At 63.4% G+C, this 5123-nt stretch carries 6 protein-coding genes and 1 pseudogene; 4 read left to right on the forward strand and 3 right to left on the reverse strand.

Annotation, left to right across the window (positions count from 1 at the left end):
- Together AC5JJ6_RS40860 and AC5JJ6_RS40865 are read left to right on the forward strand one after the other, a co-directional pair.
- A partial coding sequence (locus AC5JJ6_RS40860) for a hypothetical protein (RefSeq protein WP_496047545.1) occupies positions 1–192 on the forward strand: 192 nt, incomplete at its 5' end.
- A 21-nt stretch (positions 193–213) separates the two neighbouring features.
- Positions 214–588, forward strand: a pseudogene (locus tag AC5JJ6_RS40865) (Fic/DOC family protein); the annotation flags it as partial.
- Positions 589–604: 16 nt separating this feature from the next.
- Here AC5JJ6_RS40865 and hemJ read toward each other — a convergent pair.
- The 3 genes from hemJ to hemE form a co-directional block, all read right to left on the reverse strand.
- A complete protein-coding gene (gene hemJ, locus AC5JJ6_RS40870; RefSeq protein WP_496047546.1) occupies positions 605–1033 on the reverse strand; it encodes a protoporphyrinogen oxidase HemJ in 429 nt (142 codons plus the stop codon).
- A 12-nt stretch (positions 1034–1045) separates the two neighbouring features.
- Positions 1046–2146: a ferrochelatase gene (hemH, locus tag AC5JJ6_RS40875; protein ID WP_496047547.1), complete on the reverse strand. Its 1101-nt coding sequence runs from the start codon at positions 2144–2146 to the stop codon at positions 1046–1048.
- An 82-nt stretch (positions 2147–2228) separates the two neighbouring features.
- Positions 2229–3293: a uroporphyrinogen decarboxylase gene (hemE, locus tag AC5JJ6_RS40880; protein ID WP_496047548.1), complete on the reverse strand. Its 1065-nt coding sequence runs from the start codon at positions 3291–3293 to the stop codon at positions 2229–2231.
- Between the two features lie 474 nt (positions 3294–3767).
- Between hemE and AC5JJ6_RS40885 the strand changes: the two genes are divergently transcribed.
- The gene (locus tag AC5JJ6_RS40885; protein ID WP_496047550.1) at positions 3768–4634 is read left to right on the forward strand and encodes a pyruvate, water dikinase regulatory protein; all 867 of its coding nucleotides are present in this window, start codon (positions 3768–3770) and stop codon (positions 4632–4634) included.
- Positions 4631–5123, forward strand: a 493-nt coding sequence (locus AC5JJ6_RS40890; RefSeq protein ID WP_496047549.1) for a Maf family protein, incomplete at its 3' end; no start/stop codon positions are given. The genes AC5JJ6_RS40885 and AC5JJ6_RS40890, both read left to right, overlap by 4 nt.

The following is a 5123-nucleotide window of genomic DNA, read 5'->3' on the forward strand; positions in this document are numbered from 1 at the left end:
ATGTACGAGCCGCTCTCGGACCCCGACACCTATCCCGGTTCGACGGTTCTCAAGAACATTCCCGATCTTCGAGATGCTGCGGCGCTGGAGCTTTTCGAGGCAACCGTCACAGCAGAGCGCGCCGGCGAGCCCTTACCGGCAGGCCGCCTCGGAGTGCGCCATTACCAGAATATCCATCACCACTTGTTCTAGGATGTCTATCGCTGGGCCGGCAGGTTCCGCACAATCCGGATCGCCAAAGAAAACAGTACCTTCTGCTACCCGGAATTCATCCCCGCCGAGATGGAACGCATTTTCGGCTGGTTGAAGGCCGAGAAATTCCTAAACGGCCTTGAGCCTTTGGAATTCGCAACTGGCGCCGGACATTTTCTCGCTGAATTGAACGCGATCCATCCGTTCCGGGAAGGGAACGGGCGGACACAGCTCGCTTTCATGGTGCTTCTCGGCTTCCGGGCAGGGCATCCGCTCGACCTTGGTCAACTCGATCCCCGCCGCTTCCTTGCTGCCATGATCGCCAGCTTCAACGGGGACGAGAATGCTCTGGCCATCGTCCTGCGGAACCTGCTCGCCCGGCAAACGGCTGACTGAACAGGCCCCGCGCGCCTCAGAACGGCTTCACCACCACGAAGATCACGACGCCGATCATCAGCAGGGTCGGCACCTCGTTCATGATGCGGAAGAAGCGCTGGGGCCGCTGGTTTCGGTCCTCGGCGAAGGCGCGGCGCCAGCCGGCCATCATCATGTGGACGCCGGTCAGCCCGACGATGAAGGCGAGCTTGGCGTGGATCCAGCCCATCTCGAACCAGCCGGGATTCAGCACCAGCAGCGTGATGCCGAAGATCCAGGACGCGATCATCGCCGGGTTCATGATGGCGCGCAGCAGCCTGCGCTCCATCACCTTGAAGGTTTCCGAGGCTTCGGAGCCGACCGCCGCGTCGCAGTGGTAGACGAACAGCCTCGGCAGATACAGCAGCCCCGCCATCCAGGCGATGATGCTGATGACGTGAAGCGCCTTGATCCAGTCGTAAAGCAATCCGGTAAGTCCCTATTCCGCCGCAAGCGGGCGCTTGGTCTGGCCAGCCGCCGCCGGGTGTCCCCTGGATGCCTGTCCAGCCCGCTGCGGGCAGCCCTGGAAGCCGTCCGGGCAAATCCGCCCTCCCGCCTGCGAACACATCTTGACCTCGCCAGTGACCGCCTGACGGACCAGACGGGCCAATCCCTGGACGAAGGCATCTTCGACCCCGACCGTCGGCACCCGGACGAAATGGGGAACGCCCTTCTCGTGGGCCAGTTCGCGGTATTCGACCTCGATCTCGACCAGGGTTTCCGAATGCTCCGATACGAAGGCGATCGGCACCACCACCAGCGGCACGCCGTCGGTTCCGGCCCGCTCGATCTCCGCGTCGGTCGATGGCCCGATCCATTCCAGCGGACCGACGCGGCTCTGGTAGCAGCTCACCCAGTCCAAGTCGGGAACGTTCAGCTCCCGGACGATCGCTTCCGCCGTCCGCTCGCACTGCCACTGGTACGGATCGCCGGCCTGGACGACCTTCTTCGGCAGGCCATGGCTGGAGAACAGGACGCGCGGCTTGCCGTGGGCGGAGGACTCCTCGATTCCGGAACGGATCAGTCCGGCGGCCGCCTTGATGAAGCCCGGTTCGGTCGGATAGCAGCAGACGGTGACCGTCGGCTTGTTCAGGCCCGCAGCCTTCGCCGCCTGGAACCACATCTTTTCCGACGACGCCGTGGTCGTGGTGGAAAACTGGGGATAAAGCGGCAGGAGCACGATTCTGTCCGGATCGAACCGCCTGACCTGCTCGACCGTCTCGTCGCTCATCGGGTGCCAGTAGCGCATCGCGATGAAGGCCTTGACCTCGCCCAGATCGCCGAGCGCCCCCTCGATCGCCCTGGCCTGGGCTTCGGTATTTTCCAGCAGCGGGGATTTGCCGCCCAGAATCTCGTAGATCTCACCCGCCGGCTTCGCCCGCCGGCGCGCCAGCAGATAGGCCAGCGGCGTCCGGAACACGCCCGGAATCCGGAGAATCGCCGGGTCGTTGAACAGGTTGAACAGGAACGGGCGCACGGCGTCGGGGCTGTCAGGCCCGCCGAGATTGAAGAGGACGACAGCGGTTTTCTGGTTCGGCATGGCGTTGAAGCTGATTTCGCTCGGTTGTTAAGTCCAGGCCTCAGGCGGTCGATAGACCGTTTAGTTCATTTTGGCCGATTGATCAGCCAGATATGTCGGGCCAGGATTTTACCAGTGCGGCAAGCTGTCCGACATGTTCGGGCGGCGTCGACTGGACCACGCCATGGCCAAGATTGAAGACGAACGGCCCGTTCGACAGCGTCTTGAGAATCCCGGCGGCCGAGTTCCGCAGGGCCTCGCCGCCCGCCACCAGCATGATCGGGTCCAGGTTGCCCTGGACCGGCAGCTTGGTCTGAAGCTCGAGTGCTGCCCATTCCGGCGGCACCGTGGTGTCGAGCCCCAGGGCGGAAACGCCTGAAACCTCGGCATATTCCTTGTACATTTCGCCGGCGCCGCGTGGGAAACCGATCACCGGGACATGCGGGTGCTTCGCCTTGATCAGATCGACCAGCTTCCGCGTCGGCTCGATCACCCAGCGGCGGAACTCGGGCGCCGGCAGCACGCCCGCCCAGCTGTCGAATACCTGGACCGCCTCGGCCCCGGCCTCGATCTGCGCGTTCAGGTAGTCCGCCGTGACCGTGACCAGCAGGTCGATCAGCGCCGCGAAGCCTTGCGGATCGCCATAGGCGAACTTCTTGACCTTGGCATATTCCTTCGAACCGCAGCCTTCGACCATATAGCAGGCGACCGTCCAGGGCGAACCGGCGAATCCGATCAGCGCAGTCGTTTCCGGAATCGCGGTGGAGAGCCGGCGCACCGTCTCGTAGACCGGCGCCAGCTTCTCATGGAAATGCTCCGTCGAAAGCCGGCTCAGCTCGGCGGCGTTGCGCACCGGATCGAGCTGCGGCCCCTCGCCTTCCACATAGTCGAGCTTCTGGCCGAGCGCATGCGGCACCACCAGAATATCGGAAAACAGAATCGCGGCGTCCATGCCGTAGCGCCGGAGCGGCTGGAGCGTCACTTCGACCGCCAGTTCCGGCGCGAAGCACAGGTCCAGGAAGCTGCCCGCATGTGCCCTGGTGGCCCGGTACTCCGGCAGATACCGGCCGGCCTGACGCATCAGCCAGAACGGAGGGCGTGCCAGGGTTTCACCCTTGAGCGCGCGGATGAACAGCTTCTGCGAACTTTCCAACGTCTGAACTTTCATTCCGAGAGGCATTTCGAAGGATGGCGGACAAGCACCGATATGGCCTGCCCGATGGCCTCTTAAATGCCCTTATCCCCAAACAGGTCCTTCTCCTTCTTCTATCCTGATTCTTTTTCTTTAAGAAGAGTGGTTGTGGATGATACCTGTGGAAAGCGGTGATTACATTTTATCCCCATAACAATCCCCAGCCTGTGGGGAACTGCCCGGACTGTGTGGGTGACGGCCGGAGTATTTGAGCCGTCACCGCGACGGTGCTATAGACTCAACAACTCTGGGAGTCATGGGGATAACGATAAGCCATGGGGAGACTATGCGCGACTCTCACAGCGGCATGGGGTTTTATCCCGAGAGAGAGCGAATCCCGCCCTTTGTCGGGTATTACAGGCGCTATCTGGCCTTCCGCCGGAACCATCCCAGGTTATCCTCGGTAATCAACGAGATATACACAGGCTGATCCTTGGCATGAACTCAGGTCTGAAGCAGTTTCATCTGCATCTGGTGTCCGACGCGACCGGGGAAACGATCAACAGCGTCGCGCGCGCCTGCGTGGCCCAGTTCGATCAGGTCCAGCCGATCGAACATTTCTGGAATCTGGTGCGGACGACGCGGCAGCTCGAAATGGTGATCGAGGGCATCAAGGATAATCCCGGCCTCGTCATGTTCACCTTGGTCGACGAGAAGCTGCGCCGCCGCTTGCAGGAGACCTGCCGCGAACTCCAGGTGCCGTGCATCCCCGTGCTCGACCCGCTGATCAATGCGCTGGCGGCCTATCTCGGCCTGGAAAGCCAGAGCCAGCCGGGCCGTCAGCACATGCTGGATGCCGAATATTTCGGCCGGATGGACGCGATGGACTTTGCGCTCGCCCATGACGACGGCCAGTCCACCTGGGACCTGCACGAGGCCGACGTGATCCTGATGGGCGTTTCCCGCACGTCCAAGACCCCCACCTGCATTTATCTGGCGAACCGGGGCATCAAGGCCGCCAACGTTCCCTTCGTGCCCGGCTGTCCGCTGCCGCCGGAACTCGAGCAGATCACCCGCCCGCTGGTCGTAGGATTGACCAAGGACCCCGACCGCCTGATCCAGATCCGCCGCAACCGCCTGAAGCTGCTGAACCAGACGCAAGACACCAACTACGTCGATCCCCAAGTGGTCCGCCAGGAAGTGGCGGAAGCGCGCCGGCTCTATTCCCGCCATAACTGGGCGGTGATCGACGTCACCCGCCGCTCGATCGAGGAGACCGCCGCCGAGATCATGATGCTGCTGGCGAGACGTCAGGCCGGCTCGCCAGCCGCGCGCGCGGCCATCACCGGAGCTATCGGCGGGGAAACCCCGACATGATGCTGACCGATCGGCCCGTCGTCCTCGCCTCCGCCTCCGCAGCCCGCAAGGCCATGCTGGAGCGCGCCGGCGTCAGCGTCGTGGCCCAGGCGGCGGCCGTGGACGAAGAAGAGATCAAGCACAGCTTCCGCGCCGCCGGCCTTACGGCCGACGAGGTTTCGGAAGCTTTGGGCGAGCTGAAGGCGAAGCGGGTGGCGTCGCGCCATCCCGGCCATCTGGTGCTCGGCGCCGACCAGATGCTGGACTGCGGCGGCGAGTGGTTCGACAAGCCCGCCGACCGGGAAGAGGCCAAGCGCCATCTCCAGGCTCTGCGCGGCAAGCCCCATCGGCTGGTCTCCACCGTCGTCGCCGTCATGAACGGCCAGCGCCAGTGGCACCACACGGACAGCGCGGTGCTGACGATGAGGAACCTGAGCGACGACTTCATCGACCGTTACCTTGACGCGATGGGCGACGCCGTGCTGTCTTCGGTCGGCGCCTACCAGCTTG

The sequence above is a fragment of the Skermanella sp. genome, assembly GCF_059503625.1.

Bases quoted from the DNA above. Each gene is read 5' to 3' on its own strand.
- hemH (WP_496047547.1), bottom strand. From the start codon at position 2,146: ATGCCGAACCAGAAAACCGCTGTCGTCCTCTTCAATCTCGGCGGGCCT.
- hemE (WP_496047548.1), bottom strand. From the start codon at position 3,293: ATGAAAGTTCAGACGTTGGAAAGTTCGCAGAAGCTGTTCATCCGCGCG.